The organism is Endozoicomonas gorgoniicola (assembly GCF_025562715.2).
GTDB classification, from domain to species: domain Bacteria; phylum Pseudomonadota; class Gammaproteobacteria; order Pseudomonadales; family Endozoicomonadaceae; genus Endozoicomonas_A; species Endozoicomonas_A gorgoniicola.
This window is the reverse complement of sequence record NZ_JAPFCC010000001.1, coordinates 1,166,447-1,184,354: the sequence shown is the minus strand read 5'-3', so window position 1 is coordinate 1,184,354 and position 17,908 is coordinate 1,166,447. Positions and strand designations below refer to the sequence as shown.

The following is a 17,908-nucleotide window of genomic DNA, read 5'->3' as shown; positions in this document are numbered from 1 at the left end:
TTTATCAGGGGGGCGCAGTGTAACATCGAGATACAAGAACCGTCATCCGTACAGTTAACAGCGCTCCCGTCACCCTTTTTTCCGCTCACAGGGTCAGCTCTTCCTGCAATTCGTCCAGCACCTGTCCGGCTTCATTAAAGTCATAATTCTCAACCCGCCTGCACAGTTCATCCAGTTGTTCATGCTTCACCATGCCTGACAGCCCACGTACCAGTTCGGGCAGAGAGTCCGCAGCATCCGCATCACCTTCCTGCAACAGAGTCTGCATGTGGCTTAACAGGAACGACAGCCGATCAGTTTCCACCATGCCTTCGCCATAGCTGTAAGGCGTCGGCTCAGCCTCTGCCCTGAAAACTTTCAGTCCGCTCATCACCTCAGTAAACCGGTCACACAGAGTTTCCAGCAGCGCATCGGAAGGTCGCTGTTCAGAACTGCGCAGCTCGGCCTCAACAGCACCCGCTGCCTTATGGAGATCCTTAGCCCCAAGACTTCCCGCAGCCCCTTTCAGTCCATGGGTCAGGAAGCAAGCCCCTCTCCAGTCCTGCAGTTCCAGACAACTCTCCAGCTCCTGCCAGTCGGTATGCTGATCCTGATAAAAATTCCTTAGCAGACGATCATACAGTTTGCGATTGCCCATCACCCGAGCCAGCCCCTCTTCTTCATCAATACCCGGCAGTCCCGCTTTTTCTTCCTCTGCAGTGGGTTCAGCCCGCTCCGGTTCCGCATCAATGACAACATTGTCTGTTCTGGCTGCCGACTGCAGCCACATCTCCAGTTTACTGCTCAGCTCTTTGGGGTCGAGCGGCTTGGCAATATGGTCATTCATACCCACCTGCAAACAGCGCTCCCTATCCCCGGTCATGGCGTGAGCCGTCATGGCAACAATAGGCAGATCGCTCCTGCCGGGCAGTCGACGTATAATTCGGGTCGCCTGATAGCCATCCATTTCCGGCATCTGAATATCCATAAACACCAGATCATATTGATGCTGCTCAACGGCGTTAACCGCTTTCTGCCCGTTATCAGCCAGAGACACCTGCAGTCCGTAACCTTCCAGCAGCTCACGGGCCACCTGCTGGTTGATGTCATTGTCTTCCACCAGCAGTACATGACCTCTGAATGCCTTGTCAGCGGCTTCTTCCAGACCGGAATCCCTGCGGGACAACAACTGTTGACGGTCCAGTGTCCGCAGCATGGTTTCCATCAGTACAGAACTGCTGACCGGTTTGATCAGAAAAGCATCCACCCGCCCGGTCGCCCTGGCCATCACTTCTTCCCGCCCGTAAGCTGACACCATGATCAGTGAAGGACAAACCGGCAGATTCATATTACGGATATGTTCTGCCAGCTCCAGACCATCCATGTCGGGCATACGCCAGTCCAGCAGCGCCAGAGTAATCGGCTTGTTTTCTTTAAGATTGTGTTCTTTCAGCAGTGCCTGTGCCTGTTGACCGTTTTCAGCCACCAGCACATGACAGCCAAACACTTCAAGATGACTGGTCAACAGCGTTCGGGCATCGTCTTTATCATCAACAACCAGAATTTTCGAACCCACCAGGGCAGAGGCGGAAGATTTGAGCGAAACGCCACGCCCCAGATCAATGGAGAAGCTGAATGTGCTACCCACATCCAGTTCGGAAGTCACAGAAATTTCGCCATTCATCATTCCCACCAGACTTCGACAGATAGCCAGACCCAGCCCGGTGCCGCCAAATTTACGGGTAGTCGACCCATCAACCTGGGAGAATGATTCAAACAGTCTGGACTGATGCTCAGGGCTGATACCAATACCCGAGTCTTCTATCTCAAAGCCAAGCCGGACGTTTTCTTCATCACCAGACTCCAGTTTAACGCGTACCTGGACACTCCCTTCCTGGGTAAATTTCACGGCATTATGGGTCAGGTTCAGCAGAATCTGTCCAAGCCGTAACGGGTCCCCCTTCAGCAGTCTTGGCACATCCGGTGCGATATCGTAACTCAGGTCTATACCTTTCTCATCCGCCTTGACGATGGCGACATTATAGAGGTCTGCAAAAACATCCCCGAGATCAAAGTCTATACACTCCATATTCAGCTTGCCCGCTTCAATGCGGGAAAAATCGAGAATATCGTTAATGATGCCCAGCAGGGCATGGGCAGACGATTGTATTTTGTTGATGTAATCGCTCTGCCTGTTGCTCATTTCGGTTTTCAGAACCAGATGGCTGAGACCGATGATGGCATTCATTGGCGTCCGGATCTCATGGCTCATATTCGCCAGGAAATTACTCTTGGCCTGGTTGGCCTGATCCGCCGCTTCCTTGGCTTTATGCAACGCTTCTTCCGCCTGCTTGCGATCCGTGATATCCCGGCCGGTCGCAAACAGGAAGCCTTCCCCTTCATACTCCATATAGTTGGCTGTTATTTCCACCGGAAACACACGACCGTCCCGGGTCTTGCGCAACGTTTCATAGGTCAGAGCCTTGCGCAGAGTTAGCTGATCCCATAACCGGCTCCATGAACTGGCCGTCACCGCCGGATTGATATCCGTAATGGTCATGTCCATCATTTCATCATGACGGTAACCGAGGACCTTGCATACAGATTCGTTGACATACTTGTGGGAACCATCGCGGCGGAACCAGTGGATATGGTCACCGGCATTATCCAGCGAGAAGCGCGCCATGAATAATTCTCGCTCACGAATCCGCTGTTCTGTAATGTCAATCAGCGTTCCCACTGCCCGCAGTGGCATGCCACGACTGTCACGGAACACCACCTTGCCTTTGCTACGCACTGTGGCGTAACTGCCGTCCTTGCGGCGTATGCGGTATTCACACTGAAAGCTTTCATCGGAATGGCTGAACTGACTGTTAAAAAAATCCAGTGTCGCCTGCTTGTCATCGACATGAATCTGACGACGCCAGGCGGTTGGTGTATTGCCCAGTTCTCCTGGCTGATAACCCAGCATGGCCTGGTACCTTGGGCTCAGGTAAATACGCTCATGGGTAATATCCCAGTCCCAGAGGCCATCAGAAGCAGCATCCATCGCCAGTTCATAACGTTCTTCACTCTGTCTCAGCGCATCATCAGCCTCCTGTCGGGCCCGTGCCACAGCAATCAGCTCACCACCACGGCGCAGCAACTCAATTTCATCGGCCTGTGGCAAAGCACTGCTGCAACGGTTAAACAGGCATACTCCCCCAACCTCATCACCAAACAGCACCATGGGGACATAGACAATATTCTTTACCTTCTCAGCTTCCCATATGGCTTTACACTCATCCGGCATTCCGGAGTTATCCGTTTTATCGCTGGCATACAAAATGCCATCATCCAGAAGATGCAGATAATCCTTTACACGATAGCGACCGGCATCGCTGAAGGCCTTGGGGTCAAACGACGCCAGTCGGGACCAAAAGTACTCTATTCTGGCTTTTGGATGACCGCCCACCACCAGAACACAACTCTCAAACCCAAGGCTTTCACCAACGCTTTTCAGGAAAAAATCGATAGAGTCATCCACCGAACGCTCCATAAACTGTCGTGAGATATTACTGAACAGCCGGTCAAGGTCGGCACGGACTTTTAACTCTTTTTCTGCCCGCTCTCGTTCAGCAATTTCCAGGGTCAGGCGACGGTTCCAGTAAATAATCAGTATCAGGGTCACCACGACCAGTAACAGCCCGATAAACAACTCCTTGTCCGGCACCCAGCTGATGGTGCTGACACTGATCCAGCGGGATTGCAGGGCAGCCCGTTCTTCACTGGTGAAAGAGTTGATGGTTTTATCAAGAATACTGCCCAGCACTGGCCAGTCATTACGGCTGCCAACCGCATATTCAAAGTTGAACCCCGCCTCACCAACGATGTGAATATTGGTCAGTTTAAGCCTTTCCATCTGATAACTGGCTGAGGCAAGGTTGAGAATGATAGCGTCGAGAGCGCCGGTAGAAATACGACTTAAACCACTGGCGTCCGTGGATACCGGCTGGAAGTCAGTATCCGGCATACGCTCCCGGAAATAATCGTAGGATGCATAACCAGGAATATAACCGACACTTTTTCCTTTCAGGTCAGACACTGACCGAATCGATGTGTCAGAGCTACGGGCCAGAACAACGGTCGGTACGGTAAAGATCGGTGGTGTCAGATCCAGATAACGTGCCCGCTCATCAGTACGCTGCATCATTGGCACCAGATCCAGCTCCCGACGATAAGCCTCACCCAGAATCTCACTGAAATTACGACTCTCCTCAATCTCGATGGTAATACCCAGCCGCTCCTCAATCAGGCGTATAAAGTCAACCGCAAGCCCCCGTAAAACCCCTTTGTCATCTTTAAATGAGAACGGCGGGTTATTGGTATTCAGCACCGTCCGTAACACATGATGCTGGGCCAGCCAGCGCCCTTCATCTTCCGTCAGGTTGACAGCAGTTCTTGGCCGGTTGAAATATCGATTATCACTATTGGGAATCCAGCGCTCTTCAATCGAACGAAATTCATCGGCAGTGATATTGTTTAAACCCCTGTTAATCAAAGCCAGCAGCTCATCACCCCGCTCCGCCAGCACTGCAGCGGCGACAGCCTCGTTCATACTAATGTATTTGCTGGAAGAGACTTCCCCCACGAGTCCCATGGCACTCAGGGCTGACTCTACGACTTCAGGCTCAGCCAGAAAGACATCAATCTCGCCTTGAAACAGCAGGTCAATCAGTTGAAACACATTGTCTGCCGGAACTGTCGTAGCGTTCGCAAACCAGGTATTCAGGAACTCTTCATTGCTGGATTGGCTGACTACCCCGATTTTACAATTTTCCAGGTCTGCCCCGGGATCCTTCTGACCAGGCTTATTACGGAAGTAAAGCCGTGAAACCAGACCGTAATAAGGCGTTGACATACGCAGCCATTCACTGCGAGCACTGGATGGCGACAGACTGCCATGAAAATCAGCTCTGCCTGTACGCAAATCGTCGATACTCTCATCCCGCTCTGCCATTCGAAAGTGTACCGGCACACCGGTTTTCCGGGACCACAGCCGCCAGATATCGACAAACATCCCCGCAGGACGGCCCAGCGCGTTAATAAAAGACAGCGGTGCCGAATTACTGGCAAGGGCAACCACCAGACTCTCTTCCCGGGCAGAGACGCCAAACCATTTTTTCGACAGAGTTTCCCAGCCTTCCTGACTGATTTCGTCCAGCCCTCGCTGAATCAGGGAGCGCAATGCCAGACGATTCGGTTCAACGGCAGCAACCAGCCCCTGTGCCGGATATCGGGCTTCAGTGTTTATGGTAAAGTCAACACTGATTCCTCTGGCACTCAGGTAATACCTCAGAACATCACTGTTACCAAAAAAGACCACCAGCTCACGGTTAGAGATGCTTTTAATCATCTCCTCCAGCGATGGATATAATCTGATGCTGGCTTGCGGATACCGGGATTTGACCAGATTTTCGCTCTCGCCATCATCCACCACACCCACTTCATAAGCTTGTAATGCCTCTGTCAGGGCTTGCTGTTCCAGGTCATTCCGGACAAAAAAAACGGGGCGGGTTGTCAGCATTTCCTGCAATTCCAACTGCTCGTCCTGCACCCTGTTTTCTAGTCCCAGGCTGGCAATGATATCGACATCACTGTTCTTTAAACGTTTTATCGCCTGCTCCCGGTTCATGGGATAAAAACGCAGTGGAATACCTACCGCTTCAGACCAGGTACGCCAGACATCCAGCATAATGCCATCCGGCTCACCGGCATCATTGGTAAAGCTCCAGGGGATATCATCAATCAGGTAAGCAACTTTCAGCGGTGAGAAGTAAGGACCATTTTCACGGCACTGAATGGATTGCCCGGGCAGCAGCGAAAGGACCAGCACCAGAACAGTAGACAAAGCAAATCCTTTTGACGGTTCCTGCCTTACAAAGGAAACAGCAAGACGTCGCATCAGAAGCAGAGGCATCAGAGTCAATAGCAGAAAGAATTTTTTGTGTGGGGCGTAAGACATAACCGTCCAGAATGACCTTGCAGAAAAGCCGCCCTATTGTACTGTTTTTTCCTGGCAGAACCACTGCGTAATAAGCGAAATCCGCTACCGCTGACAGTACAAACTCACAACTGACACGAACAAATCTTTTGCCCCGACATGATCAACAGGAATCAATAGTCGTTCACTGTTTTATCGACTAAGCTGATCGCGTTGTTTGCACCTCGACACTCCAAACCTACGGGTTAAGCCAGACAGTAAAGCTACAAAAAATGTCTGCAAAACCACCTAGAGATCAGTGATCTATGAACTATGCTTTCACCCTTGTGCTGTCGTTATTCTCCAGAATGTGCAACCGTCTTCTGTATCACACCCCCCCGGTTCTGGTTCTGGTTCTGCTTCTGACACCGCTCTCAATGGCTTTACCCCCGGGTAAAACGACCAGTCAGACAGAGATAGTCCCTATCACTGCTTCGTCCCGCCATGACAAAATAGTCTGGCCTGAAGACATCGTTGTACTCGAAGAGCAGGACATGGTGCTGTACGTCACCACATCAGGCCCATCGTATAAAGAGAGTTCCAGGCGCCTGAACCTTTCCGCCCGAACATTTACCAGAAACAGCCCAATAACCACTTTTGGTAACAAAGGCGATGTGTCACTGGAGCAATTCTCGAACGTTGATAGCGCCAGAGGTATTGCCAAAGATGATAGTCTCTACATCGCCATCCTTGGGTCGTTAAAGGACACACCCGATAAACCGAATCTGTATATTCTCAGGTTCTGGCTGTCATCCGGCAAAATAGATACCACCTTTGCCAGTAATAGCATTCAGACTTTACCTGCAGAGCAATACAGCTACTTCCCTGAAAGCCTTTTGATCCACAACAACAGACTTCTGGTGACAGCGAACCTTTATTCTGAAGGAAGCCGTATTTACGCCTTTGACCTTGAGACCGGACAGCTCGACAGCCGTTTTGCCGAGGCTGGACAACTGAACCTCGGTAGCGATAAGACAAAAGGCTTCATAAGCAAAACCGTTCTGGATGGAAACGATCTGTACATCGGGGCTTCATTTCGCGACCCGAACAATCTGGCAGAAGAAAAATACAGTAACCGCATAGCGGTTTGCAGAGTCAACCTTATCACCGGCCAGATTGAAGCCCCCTTTGACTGCACTAATGAAGCCTCCTGGCTGGACAGTCAATATGGCCATAATAACAAAATCAGGGCAATGGCACTGACCATCAATGGCGCACTCGTGATGGGAGTGGATGAAAACACAACAGCGGTTCCCTATATAAAGAATGCAACAGTGATTTACTCATTCGACCGCACAACCGGAGCCCTTAACCGCACATTTGGTACATCCGGCAGACGGGAAATAACCGGACCAGAAGAACGCCATATGCTGCGTTCAATAACGCCTGCAGGAGAGCACCTGCTGGTGAATATAGAGCGACTGTCCCCCAACCAGACAGGAAAGCTGGAGTCACCATTCAGCGCTGATAAAGAGTCAGCAGTTTATGCCTTGCATACACGCACCGGAGAAGATGACCACTCATTCGGCGACAATGGTCGTTCAAGCCTTACCGGAGAGACACTCAGACGCCTGACAACCCGTTATGCAATGCACCAACCTGAGCAGAACCGTCTTCTGGTGGTAATGGATGAATCCATCGATAACCGTGAATTCACAAAGACGTGTAATGATATGGTGGAAGTCCTCCGCAAAGGATTAGAAAAGCCTTCATCACCACTGAATCAGCCGTTACTCACAAGCTACCATGTCGAGTTTGAAGCAAATCTCAGCTTGCAGGCCAAACTGACTGACGAACATCAGGTTTTTGATGGCAGGTGGCCGGCACGACCTGGTTCTATTGAAACTGAGCTGTATGATTATCTGGTCCAGCTATGCCCTCGTCCTGAAATAACCAGACAACTGAACGTTTTCGCCATTGATACTGAAACAGGCACACTGGAGCAGGACTTTGGTAATTACAACGGCGAAACCATTATCAGCCCCGGGCCTGGCGAGTCTCTGGTTGCGTATAAAGCTCATACCGCCACCAGCGGTGAAATGGTCCTGTTTAACCAGCTTTTTCAGGATAAGCACAACCGTACTCATTTCAACATTGCGATCCTGTCGCCCAGTGGCCTGAGCAGCCATTACCCACTAATAAAACGGCTGTCTCACTACCGCTCCGACGCAGACAGCCATTTATCAGGGTATAAAGCCCTCGTCCTCGCCCTCGCACTGTTAGCAGCAGGCTATGACATGTCGCAACTGGACTGAAGCGAGAACCGCTTCCGCCACGACTGCTAAAATTAGCTATGAACTGCAGGGACAGGCACTATGGATAACAAAACTGAAGATAACGCCCGGAAAACCGTTGATGAAGGCAAAAACGCCATTAAAGAAGCCACAAACCTGATGGAGCAGATGTCCAGCCTGCGCGGCAAGCTGAACATCAAGGACGGCGCGGGCCAGCGTTATCTGGAAAAAATAAAACCCAACATGGCGCAACTGCAGGAAGCAGAAAGCGAAATCCTGGCTAACTACGCCGGCAAACCTGCCACCAGAAAGAAAAAGCAAAGGCGTAACATGATGAGCGCCCTGCACCGCCACGGCCGGGCCTGACAGCCCTGCCGTGCAATTATTGTCCTGATGTCACTCTCTTGATATAGCTCTCTTGATATAGCTCTCTTGATATAGCTCTATTGATATAGCTCTATTGACAGTCCATGCTGTTGAATGATCCCATTTCCAGCAATCCAACAGAAAACTGTCATAAACGAAGTGTTCACCATATACCACTCCAATCAGCTTGATGTGCTGAAAGACCTGCTGGTCGAGCTAATCCGGCGAGACCCTCTGTCCAACCCCTTAGAAGATGAGCAGATACTGGTGCAAAGCCCCGGCATGGCGCAGTGGTTGCGCCTGGCACTGGCTGATGGCTTTGGCATTGCGGCAGCCACCGCATTCCCACTGCCCGCCAGCTTTCTCTGGGATATGTTTGTCAAGGTTCTGCCTGATGTCCCCGGGCGATCAGCCTTCAACAAAGAAGCCATGACCTGGAAGATCATGACGCTACTGCCAGAAATGATCCACCGGGACAGTTTTGCCGACCTCAGACAATACCTGAGCGATGACCACGACGGTGTGCGCCTGTTTCAGCTGTCAGAAAAAATCGCTGACACCTTTGACCAATATCTGGTGTATCGTCCCGACTGGATTGCCCAGTGGACAAAAGAAGGAAGCGACCCGGACAGCATCGCCGCTGAGCAACCCTGGCAACCGGAGCTGTGGCGGGCATTGGTGAAAAAAACCGAAAACCTCGGACAAAACCACTGGCACCGTGCCAATATGCACCACCGTTTTCTGGAAGAACTGTATAACGGCCATCATCAGCACAAGCTGCCCAAGCGCCTGTTCGTCTTTGGCATCTCTGCCCTGCCCCCGCATTTCGTTGACACCTTAAAAGCTCTGGGCGAACAGACCGACGTTCACATGTTGGTGTGCAACCCCTGCCGTTACTACTGGGGCGATGAGAAAGACCCCAAATACCTGGCGCGCATGACCGCCAAACAGTTTGCTTCTGACAAGCTGGTTCACTCCCTGCCTGCCGTGAGTACCAGCAGACAGAATGACTTTGTTCGCAAAGGGTTTTCTCTGGACAATTCATTGAGCGACCCGAACGCTTCCGGTAACCCCCTGCTTGGCTCTATGGGTAAATTAGGGCGAGACTACCTGCATCAGCTCCATGATCTGGACGCTCCGGAAATCAGTGCCTTTGTTGATGGAAATGGCGATGGCGATGGCGATGGAAATAGCGATGGCCTGCTACACCACCTGCAAAACGACATTCTGGAATTAAGAGAACCTTCCGGCAAACAGCCGGTCAACCCTGCTGACCAGTCCCTGCGGCTGCACAGCTGTCACAGTCCGCTCAGGGAAGTGGAAGTATTACACGACCAGTTACTGGCGCTGTTTGAACAAAACCCTGAGCTGACGCCAAGGGATGTAGTGGTCATGCTACCCGATGTCGACCAGTACAGCCCCTGGATACAGGCGGTGTTTGGTGGCGCTGGCAGTCAGGACCAGAACGATCCACGTCGTATACCCTTCTCTATCTCGGATCGCAGCGCCCGAAATGAACACCCCATTCTGTCCGGATTGTTGCACCTGCTGGATCTGGATAACAGTCGCTGCACTGCGCCAGAGCTACTGGAACTGCTGGAAATCCCTGCCCTGCAACGACGTTTTGAACTCACGGCCGATGATCTGGACACACTGCGTCGCTGGGTCGACGAAACCGGCATCCGCTGGGGACTTAACCCCGACCATCAGGCACACTTCGACCTGCCACGCAGGGAGAGCAACTCCTGGCTGTTTGGCCTGCGTCGTCTGCTGCTGGGCTATGCCATGCCGGAAGCCTGTGGACTGTACGACAATATTTTACCCTTTGAAGCCGTACAGGGCATGAGCGCCCGTCTGGCCGGACAGCTGGCAGAATTTATTGACCATGCTGACCATCTGGCGAAAACACTTGGACAGGATCGCTCCATTGAGGAGTGGACGGCTTATATTCATGACATCAATGAGCGTTTCTTTCTGGCGGACGAAAATGACGAATACGCATTAAAGCTGGTTCATGAAAGCCTTGAGAACCTGCATCAGCAATTAAACGACGCTGGCTATAATGAACCGCTGACACGCCCGGTATTACTGAGCTATCTGACCGAACGTCTGTCCAGCCAGCGCAGCAGTCAGCGCTTCCTTGCCGGACAGGTTAATTTCTGCACCCTGATGCCCATGCGCTCCATTCCATTCAAGGTGGTTTGTCTGCTGGGACTGAACGACGGGGCTTACCCGCGCAGCATTGCCCCAACCGGCTTTGATCTGATTGCCCGACACCCCCGTCGTGGCGACCGTTCCCGCCGGGAAGATGACCGTTACCTGTTTCTGGAAGCCCTGCTGTCCGCCAGGGAAAAACTCTATATCAGCTATGTCGGACGCAGCGTAAAAGACAACACTGAACGTGTACCTTCGGTACTGGTGACGGAGCTGCTGGATTATATTGACCAGAATTACACGATTAATGACCACCCCATCAAACACCACCTGTTGACAGAGCATACCCTGCAACCCTTCAGTCCCGGCAACTTCATGCCCAACAGCCGCTCAGTGGACAACCCTCTGTTCAGCCCTCTGTTTAGCCCTCTGTTTAGCTATGCCAGAGAATGGCTGCCTGCTGCCAGACGGGATGAGATAGACACCACCGCCTTTATAGACACAGCCCTGCCCGAAGAAAAGGACAGGCAATATGTGCTGGAACTCAGTGAACTGCTGCGTTTTTACCGAAACCCCTGCAAGAGTTTCTGCAACCGTCGGCTGAAGGTGTTTTTCGAGGACGGTGACGAGGCTCTGGAGGAAACAGAACCCTTTATCATTGGCGGACTGGATGCTTACCAGTTGAAGCTGCTGGTTCTTGATGACCTTCTCGAAAAAGGCCATACCAATGACGTATACCAGACCCTGAAAGCCGTTGGCCGGCTCCCCCACGGCGCCTTTGGCGACCTGCTGCTGGAAGAACAGGAAACCGGCCTGACGGAGTTGTCGGAGCAGGTAAAAACCCGTACCCGAAAACCGGATAACATTGGAAACAATAAAGAGACTGGAAACAATAAAGAGAATAAAAACAATAAAGAGGAGAGCGTCGAGGTCAATCTGAAGCTCGGTGAACTGCAACTGACAGGCTGGCTGAAAAACATCTACAACAACAGTCTGGTTCGCTATCGCCCGGCCAAAGTCAAAGGCAAAGACCTTATGCTGACCTGGATAGAGCATCTGTGCCTGTGCGCCTGTTCAGACCAGCCAGCGATCACCCACCTGTTAAGCCTTGAGAAACCGATGATCTACCATATCGTCGAAAAAGAAGACGCTCTGGAGCAGCTACAGGAACTGGTCAGGCATTATCAGAAAGGACAGAAAACGCCTCTGGCATTCTTTCCGGAAACCGCCCGGAGTTGGCTGTTCGCAGATGAAGACAAAGCGGAAAATGCAGCTTATACGGCCTATGAAGGTGGTTATAACTATGATGGTGAACAACGGGATGTGTATATGAGCCGTTGTTACCCGGCACTTGAACCCGCCTATGACGCCATGACCGAGCTGGCTCAGACCTTGATGCAACCCATGCTGCCTTATCTGGAGGAAGTAAAATGACGGAACAGACTCAGATAGCAGATAATATCCCCGAAAATCTTGATGCGTTTCGCTTTCCGCTGCATGGTAACCGTCTGATTGAGGCCAGTGCCGGAACAGGCAAAACCTATACCATTGCCAATCTCTATTTAAGGCTGGTTCTGGGACACGGTGATGATGACTCTGCCCACCCTGAGCCTCTAAGTGCCGACCGGATTCTGGTGGTCACCTTTACCGATGCAGCCACCGCAGAACTGCGTGACCGTATTCGGGCAAGACTGCACGACGCCCGCATGGATTTTATTGCCGGGCAATCCAGTGATCCATTTATTCAGGACCTGATCGACGACCTTGACCGCCGGAAAGAACGCATTGCCCTGTTACTCGCTGCCGAACGGCAGATGGACGAAGCAGCTGTGTTTACCATTCACGGTTTCTGCCAGCGAATGCTCAAACAGCATGCATTTGAAAGCGGCACGCTGTTTACCAGCGAACTGATTACCGACGAAACCAGCCTGCTGCAACAGACGGCGGCTGACTTCTGGCGTCGTCATTTCTATCCCGTCAACAAATCCCTTGCCAGCCTGACCCGTGACCTCTGGAATACACCTGCAGACCTTCTGGGCAGTATTCGCAGCTGGCTTGGCAAACACAATCTGGAAGTCATTCGGGGCGAATTGCCAGACTCTGTTGAGTCCTTTAAACAGACCTATATAGATTCGGTCTTAGCCGTTAAAACGCTCTGGCAACAGGAACAGCAAACCATTGAAGACCGGCTGCGCAGTGCCGGACTGAAAAAGCGAAGCAAGGCATTATCCCGCCTTAATGACATGAATCGCTTTATAAACGGCAGTGGCTTACAGCCTTCACTGGGAAGTTCTAATGACGGCTGGGAAATTTACAGCCCGGAAGCTCTGAAAAAAGACACCACCAAGGCTGGCACACCGCCTGAACACAAAGTCTTTGAATTAATTGGCCAGCTGGTTGAACAGCCACTCTCGGCCAAAAACGCCTGGAGCGGCATGATCCGTGATCAGGCGCTGGCAGAGATTCGCACAAAAGTTCGTGAACTCAAGCGCCGGAAACATCAGATGGCCTTTGATGACCTGCTGGCCAACCTTGGCAGGGCGCTGGAAAACGACGTCAACGGTACACTGGCTAGTGCGATCCGGGAGCAGTTTCCAGTCGCCATGATCGACGAGTTTCAGGATACTGATCCCCTGCAATACCGGATTTTCAGCCAGATATACGGTGATGGCAGTTCAAAAGACGCCGGACTGCTTATGATCGGTGACCCGAAACAGGCGATTTATGCGTTCCGTGGTGCCGATATTTTCACCTATATGCAGGCTCGTCAGCAGGTATCCGCTCACTACACTCTGGGTACAAACTGGCGCTCCACCAGCAATATGATTAACGCGGTCAATACGCTGTTTGACCAGGTAGACAACCCGTTCCTTTACGAGGATATTCCCTTCCTGCAAGTCAGGCATTCAGAAAGAGCAGACAACAGTCGCCTTCTGCTGGAAGGCAAACCCGTTACCGCCTTACAAGTCTGGCTGCAACAGGGTGATGAAAAACCTGTTGTGAGTAGCGGCAGTTATGAGTCTGTGATGGCTCAGGCAACGGCAAACCAGATCAACCGTCTGCTGACTGACGCCAATATTAACGAATGCGTCATTGAAAAGAAGGGTGAACAAACACCCTTGCAGGCTGGCGATATCGCCGTTCTGGTTCGTACCAGCAGACAGGGGCATATGATCCGTGACGCCCTGAACGCGCAGAATATTGCCTGTGTCTACCTCAGTAACAAAGAGTCAGTGTTCGACTGTCAGGAAGCCGTTGACCTGCAACGCCTGCTGGCGGCCTGTCTGACCCCCACCGATGAACGCACACTGCGCTCGGCGCTGGCAACCCCACTGCTGGCACTGTCAGCATCGACGCTTGATGAGCTGAACCAGAACGAGGAACTCTGGGAACAACGGGTTGAAGAGTTCTCCCGTTATAAAGAGCTGTGGGATCGCTATGGCGTACTGCCCATGCTGCGTCAGCTGATTCACCAGAACCGTATCTCTGAACGCCTTCTGGGAGACAGTACCAGCGGTGAACGACAACTGACGAATTTATTGCATCTGGGTGAACTGCTGGCCAGCGCCAGCCAGGAACAGGAAACACCCCACGCCCTGTTGCGCTGGCTGGCAGAACATAGCCAGAACCCGGACAACAATGCCGATGAACAGCAGCTGCATCTGGAAAGTGAACGCAACCTGGTAAAAATTGTCACCATCCATAAGTCCAAGGGGCTGGAATACAATGCCTGCTTCCTGCCCTTTGCCTGTTCCCTTAGAAATGCCACAGAGCCAGTTTTTCACGACCAGAACAAAGGCAGAACCCAGCTGGATCTGTCCGGCGATCCGGACGCCCTGATCAAAGCCGACCATGAGCGGCTGGCAGAAGACCTGCGCCTGATGTACGTAGCCATGACCCGGTCGGTACATTGCTGCTATGTTGGCGTCGCTCCCCTGAAAAAAGGCAACTCTGGCAAAGACCCGGTGACTGACCTGCACAAAAGCGCTTTTGGCAAGTTGCTGGAAAAAGGCGACACTATCAAACCATCAGACCTGACCGCCCGCCTTCAGGCAATGGACGAGAAACACACGTTTATTGAAGTGTACGAACCACCTCTGGAACCACTGCCTGCCTTTCAGCCAGTAGACGACCACACTGAAACACTGACAGCGAAAAGCTTTACGGGCAGCATAGAGAAAAACTGGTGGATGACCAGTTATTCGGCATTGTCAAAAACGGCGCATTCCAGCTCTGGCCAGCCCCATGCAAGCGCCAGCGATGAACAGCCAGGCATTGATATGGAGGTGCAGGAAGAGTCTGCCGTCAAGCCAGAATCCACGACCGTTGAGCATTCTATTTTTACTTTTCCGAAAGGCGCCCGGCCCGGAACGTTTATGCACACCCTGTTTGAGCGACTGACGCCGACTCATTCAACCCCTGAACTGATGCCGCAGTTTGTGAATGAACAGTTGCAGCGGGAAGGACTGGGAGAAGAGTGGTGCGACACACTGGTCACCATGCTCACCAACTGCCTGGACGCGCCCCTGGACGGTCAGCAGATGACCCTGCGCAGTCTGCCGGAACAGGCACGCAAAGTTGAAATGGAATTTTATCTGCCGCTGTCCGAACTCAACGCTCACAAACTCAACACGCTGTTGCAACAGCATGACCCGCTTTCAGCGAAAGCCGCGCCCCTTGCTTTCAGCAACCTTAAGGGCATGTTAAAAGGCTTTATCGACCTGACGTTTGAATACCAGGGCCGCTGGTACGTTCTTGACTACAAATCTAACTGGCTGGGGGAACAATACAGTGATTACAGTCGCGCCCGAATGGAACAGATGATGATTGAGCATCGCTATGACCTGCAGTACCAGCTTTACAGTCTGGCACTGCACCGCCTGCTGAAAACCCGGCTGCCCGACTACAATTTTGAACAGCATTTTGGCGGTGTCATCTACCTGTTTCTAAGAGGTGTACAAAGCAATGACAGTGACCGTCACGGCATTTACGACACCCGCCCGAAACAGGCACTGATTGAGGCTATGGACAATTTATTTACTGGCGAGTTATTTACTGGCGACTTGTCTACTGGAGAGAACGAATAATGACAAACCATCAATCTCCGGTACTGCAAACCCTGAGGCAGTTGAAAACCGCCGGTTCCATCCGCGCGCTCGATTACCAGTTTGCCCGTTTTCTGCAGGAAATGGGTGGTGAACCTTTAACGGTTCTGGCAGGCGCACTGGTCAGCCACGAACTCGCCAGCGGCAATGTCTGCCTGTCACTGGAAGACATTGAACAGCAGTCACTGTTCGGCATTGATCAGGAAGCGTTACAATCTCTTGAACCATTACTAGTGTCCGGCAACTGGCAGGAACAATTATCAGGCTCCCGTCTGGTTTCCGATGGCTCTGAGGGTAGCGCACCGACACCGCTGGTACTGAACCGGAATCGTCTATACCTCTATCGTTACTGGCACTTTGAACACCGGGTAGCAGAGATTCTGAGAAACAAAACGGCCAGAGACGTTGAACCCACCACAATCCGAACCATTCTCGACCGGCTGTTTCAGAGAGATTATGCCCTGTTGCTGGACAATCTTAAGAGCGAACCCGATCAACGGGCAGCCGTCATTAAATGGCTCGATATCGTAAAACCGGACGAGCTGGACTGGGACACTATCGGGCAGACCATTCAACAGGCAAACTCCGGCGATGATCTGAACAATCTCGACAAACTGATTCCCGAACACGCCTGTCTGAACTGGCAAAAAGTAGCAGCCGCCCTGGCAGCCACCCAGTCCTTCAGCGTTATCAGTGGCGGGCCGGGAACCGGCAAAACCACCACGGTAACACGGCTGCTGGCCATGCTGGTTGAACTGGAACAGCAAACTAAAGGCAAGGCACCGGTTATACGACTGGTAGCACCAACAGGCAAAGCCGCCGCACGCCTGACCGAGTCCATTGGTGGTGCGCTGGAAAAACTGCATTGCAGTGAATCCGTTCGCAGCAATATTCCCAGCGAGGCCGGCACTATTCATCGACTGCTCGGCGTTATTCCCAACAGCACAGAGTTTCGCCACCACCGGGATAATCCTATACATCTGGATATCCTGGTCGTCGATGAGGCCTCCATGGTAGACCTGCCCATGATGAACCGTCTGCTGGATGCTTTACCCACAGATGCCCGGATTATTTTGCTGGGTGATCGTGACCAGCTGGCCTCGGTGGATGCAGGCAGCGTGCTGGGTGATATCTGTGCGGCGGCAGGCAATACGTATACCGAAAAACAGCAAGAGCAGTTGCAGCAGTTAACCGGTTATGACCTCAGGACAGAGCTACCGGAAACCAATGCCACCATTCACGACTGTTTCTGTCTGTTGCAGAAAAGTTACCGGTTCGATGCCTCTTCCGGTATTGGTCAGCTGGCGGCAGCTGTCAACGGGGGAAAAGTCAAACACACCAGAACCGTATGGGAAGCCGGTTTCCACGACATCCGACGTCACCTGTTGAACGACAGTGGTTATCAAACCATGCTGCAACTCTGCGTTGAGCAATACCGCCCTTATCTGCAGGCAATAAAAGAAGGCATGCCAGCCCGGAAAGTACTGGCCGCTTTTAACCAGTTCCGCCTGCTGTGCGCCCTGCGGGAAGGAGTCTATGGTGTTGAAGGCTTAAACCTTGAAATTCGCAGCACCCTCGCCCGACATCGCCTGATTGAACGGGAAACCCTGTGGTATCCGGGCAGACCGGTTCTGATTACCCGTAATGATCACGGACTCGGGTTATACAATGGCGATATTGGCATTACACTGGCTGGCGCTGATGATCGACTTCGGGTTGTATTCCAGTTGCCGGACGGCTCCCTGAAAGAGCTGCTGCCCAGCCGCTTACCGGCTCACGAAACCGTCTATGCCATGACCATTCATAAAAGCCAGGGTTCCGAATTTGCCCACACGGCCATGATTCTGCCCGATAAAATCAATCCGGTACTGACCCGGGAGCTCGTGTACACAGGCATTACCCGTGCCAAGAGAATGCTGGAACTGTTTACGACAGATGCAGTCTTTAACCAGTCTGTTGCACGACAGACACACCGTTCTTCAGGCTTGAAAGAGCGCTTGCTCGCTTGATACGAAGCGTACACATCTGGCCCGTGGACAACATATAAG

The 17,908-nt window shown here is 52.1% G+C and carries 6 protein-coding genes; 5 read left to right on the top strand and 1 reads right to left on the bottom strand.

The window, feature by feature from the left end; translation table 11 throughout:
* Positions 1-85: 85 nt before the first annotated feature.
* Positions 86-5,983, bottom strand: a complete 5,898-nt coding sequence (locus NX722_RS05425) for a transporter substrate-binding domain-containing protein (RefSeq protein ID WP_262567072.1) — start codon at positions 5,981-5,983, stop codon at positions 86-88.
* A 284-nt stretch (positions 5,984-6,267) separates the two neighbouring features.
* Between NX722_RS05425 and NX722_RS05420 the strand changes: the two genes are divergently transcribed.
* From NX722_RS05420 to recD, 5 genes are all read left to right on the top strand, one after another.
* On the top strand, positions 6,268-8,256 hold the full coding sequence (locus tag NX722_RS05420) for a hypothetical protein (RefSeq protein WP_262567071.1): 1,989 nt from the start codon (positions 6,268-6,270) through the stop codon (positions 8,254-8,256).
* A gap of 60 nt (positions 8,257-8,316) precedes the next feature.
* Positions 8,317-8,601, top strand: coding sequence for a hypothetical protein (locus NX722_RS05415; protein ID WP_262567070.1), 285 nt, complete (start codon positions 8,317-8,319; stop codon positions 8,599-8,601).
* Positions 8,602-8,715: 114 nt separating this feature from the next.
* On the top strand, positions 8,716-12,189 hold the full coding sequence (gene recC, locus NX722_RS05410; protein WP_262567069.1) for an exodeoxyribonuclease V subunit gamma: 3,474 nt from the start codon (positions 8,716-8,718) through the stop codon (positions 12,187-12,189).
* Positions 12,186-15,842, top strand: coding sequence for an exodeoxyribonuclease V subunit beta (gene recB, locus NX722_RS05405; protein WP_262567068.1), 3,657 nt, complete (start codon positions 12,186-12,188; stop codon positions 15,840-15,842). Before recC ends, recB begins: the two co-directional genes overlap by 4 nt.
* Positions 15,842-17,869: an exodeoxyribonuclease V subunit alpha gene (gene recD / locus NX722_RS05400; RefSeq protein WP_262567067.1), complete on the top strand. Its 2,028-nt coding sequence runs from the start codon at positions 15,842-15,844 to the stop codon at positions 17,867-17,869. Before recB ends, recD begins: the two co-directional genes overlap by 1 nt.
* The last annotated feature ends 39 nt before the right edge of the window (positions 17,870-17,908 follow it).